This window comes from Alkalilimnicola ehrlichii (assembly GCF_003399765.1).
In the GTDB taxonomy this organism is placed as follows: Bacteria; Pseudomonadota; Gammaproteobacteria; order Nitrococcales; family AK92; genus AK92.
Window position 1 is genome coordinate 1 of record NZ_NFZV01000064.1, and the last position, 3303, is coordinate 3303.

2 rRNA genes are annotated in these 3303 nt (G+C 55.4%); both read right to left on the reverse strand.

Features of this window, described 5'->3' with window-relative positions:
* Positions 1 to 17: 17 nt before the first annotated feature.
* Positions 18 to 134 (reverse strand): 5S ribosomal RNA (gene rrf, locus CAI21_RS22570).
* Positions 135 to 273: 139 nt separating this feature from the next.
* Positions 274 to 3164: ribosomal RNA gene (locus tag CAI21_RS22575) — 23S ribosomal RNA — on the reverse strand.
* Positions 3165 to 3303 lie beyond the last annotated feature (139 nt).

Genomic DNA, 3303 nt, shown 5'->3' on the forward strand with positions numbered 1-3303 from the left:
GGGGTTTGGTGATAAGCGCCTGGCGATGACCTACTTTCGCACCACAGCGGGGCGGCACTATCATCGGCGCTGAGCGGTTTCACTTCCGAGTTCGGAATGGGGTCGGGTGGTTCCCGCTCGCTATGGTCGCCAGGCAAACCGGTATTGGCCTTAGGGCACGGCGGCGCGTTAAGGCGCTGGGCCGGCCGGGCCGGTGATTGGGAAGTTGACGTTTGGCATGTCGTTCGTTGAGTGCGCACACCCACAACAGTTGCCAAACTGCTTGGGTGTTATATGGTCAAGCCTCACGGGCAATTAGTACGGGTTAGCTTCATACATTACTGCACTTCCACACCCCGCCTATCAACGTTGTAGTCTGCAACGACCCTTTAGGGACCTCGAGGGTCCAGGGAGATCTCATCTTGGGAGGGGCTTCCCGCTTAGATGCTTTCAGCGGTTATCCCGTCCGCACATAGCTACCCGGCAGTGCCACTGGCGTGACAACCGGAACACCAGAGGTGCGTCCACTCCGGTCCTCTCGTACTAGGAGCAGCTTCCCTCAAATCTCCGACGCCCACGGCAGATAGGGACCGAACTGTCTCACGACGTTCTAAACCCAGCTCGCGTACCACTTTAAACGGCGAACAGCCGTACCCTTGGGACCTGCTACAGCCCCAGGATGTGATGAGCCGACATCGAGGTGCCAAACTCCCCCGTCGATGTGGACTCTTGGGAGGAATCAGCCTGTTATCCCCGGAGTACCTTTTATCCGTTGAGCGATGGCCCTTCCATACAGAACCACCGGATCACTAAGACCTGCTTTCGCACCTGTTCGACGTGTCAGTCTCACAGTCAAGCACCCTTATGCCTTTGCACTCATAGCGCGATTTCCGACCGCGCCGAGGGTACCTTCGTGCTCCTCCGTTACTCTTTGGGAGGAGACCGCCCCAGTCAAACTACCCACCACACACTGTCCCCGACCCGGATTACGGGCCTAGGTTAGAACCCCAAACATGCCAGGGTGGTATCTCAAGGGTGGCTCCACGACAACTGGCGTTGCCGCTTCAAAGCCTCCCACCTATCCTGCACAAGCATGTTCAAAGTCCAGTGCGAAGCTGTAGTAAAGGTTCACGGGGTCTTTCCGTCTAGCCGCGGGTACACTGCATCTTCACAGCGATTTCAATTTCACTGAGTCTCGGGTGGAGACAGTGTGGCCATCGTTACGCCATTCGTGCAGGTCGGAACTTACCCGACAAGGAATTTCGCTACCTTAGGACCGTTATAGTTACGGCCGCCGTTTACCGGGGCTTCGATCAAGAGCTTCGCCCGAGGGCTAACCCCATCACTTAACCTTCCGGCACCGGGCAGGCGTCACACCCTATACGTCCTCTTACGAGTTTGCAGAGTGCTGTGTTTTTAATAAACAGTCGCAGCCACCTGGTCACTGCAACCTCCTTCCGCTCCGGCAGCAAGTGCCTTCACGTACCAGAGGCGCACCTTCTCCCGAAGTTACGGTGCCATTTTGCCTAGTTCCTTCACCCGAGTTCTCTCAAGCGCCTTGGGATTCTCACCCTGCCCACCTGTGTCGGTTTGCGGTACGGTCCCCTACTACCTGAAGCTTAGAGGCTTTTCCTGGAAGCATGGCATCAATCACTTCACCCCCGTGGGGGCTCGTCGTCACGTCTCGGCGTATGAGCTCCCGGATTTGCCTAAGAGCTCCGCCTACCTGCTTGAACCGGGACAACCATCGCCCGGATGACCTAGCCTTCTCCGTCCCCTCATCGCAGTAGTAGGAGGTACAGGAATATTAACCTGTTTTCCATCGACTACGCCTTTCGACCTCGCCTTAGGGGCCGACTAACCCTGCGCCGATTAGCGTTGCGCAGGAAACCTTGGGCTTTCGGCGTGGGGGTTTTTCACCCCCATTATCGTTACTCATGTCAGCATTCGCACTTCTGATACCTCCAGCAGACCTCACGATCCACCTTCGCAGGCGTACAGAACGCTCCCCTACCACGCAAGACAAGCTTGCGTCCGCAGCTTCGGTACATGGTTTGAGCCCCGTTAAATCTTCGCGCGGGACGACTTGACCAGTGAGCTATTACGCTTTCTTTAAAGGGTGGCTGCTTCTAAGCCAACCTCCTGGCTGTCTCTGCCTTCCCACATCGTTTCCCACTTAACCATGATTTTGGGACCTTAGCTGGCGGTCTGGGTTGTTTCCCTCTTGACGACGAACGTTATCACCCGCCGTCTGTCTCCCATGATTGCACTTCCCGGTATTCGGAGTTTGCATCGGTTTGGTAAAGCTCGGAAGCCCCCCTAGCCGAAACAGTGCTCTACCCCCGGGAGTGAGACATGAGGCGCTACCTAAATAGCTTTCGGGGAGAACCAGCTATCTCCGAGCTTGTTTAGCCTTTCACTCCGACCCACAGCTCATCCCCTAACTTTTCAACGTTAGTGGGTTCGGGCCTCCAGTGAGTTTTACCTCACCTTCACCCTGGCCATGGGTAGATCGCTCGGTTTCGGGTCTACTTCTAGCGACTAAGACGCCGGTTAAGACTCGGTTTCCCTACGGCTTCCCTATACGGTTAACCTTGCCACTAAAAGTAAGTCGCTGACCCATTATACAAAAGGTACGCAGTCACCCCACGAAGGGGCTCCCACTGCTTGTACGCATACGGTTTCAGGTTCTATTTCACTCCCCTCTCCGGGGTTCTTTTCGCCTTTCCCTCACGGTACTGGTTCACTATCGGTCGGTAGGGAGTATTTAGCCTTGGAGGATGGTCCCCCCATATTCAGACAGGGTTTCACGTGCCCCGTCCTACTCGATTTCACTCTCAATGCCCTTTCGCGTACGGGGCTATCACCCACTATGGCCGCACTTTCCAGAGCGTTCCGCTAGAACAAAGAGAGCTTAAGGGCTGGTCCCCGTTCGCTCGCCGCTACTGAGGGAATCTCGGTTGATTTCTTTTCCTCTGGGTACTTAGATGTTTCAGTTCCCCAGGTTCGCCTCCTACACCTATGTATTCAGTGTAGGATAGTCACCGAAGTGACTGGGTTTCCCCATTCGGACATCCCCGGATCGAAGCTTGTTTGCCAGCTCCCCGAGGCTTTTCGCAGGCTACCACGTCCTTCATCGCCTCCTACCGCCTAGGCATCCACCGTATGCGCTTAACCGCTTGACCATATAACCCCAAGCACTCTGGTGTTATACGGCGCTGGCTCCACGAATCTGACATGCCTATCGATCAAACGCGCACTGTGCGTTTGATCTCTCTCGTCAACTTCCCAATTTTTAAAGAACCGGTCTCTCTAGTCTAAAAA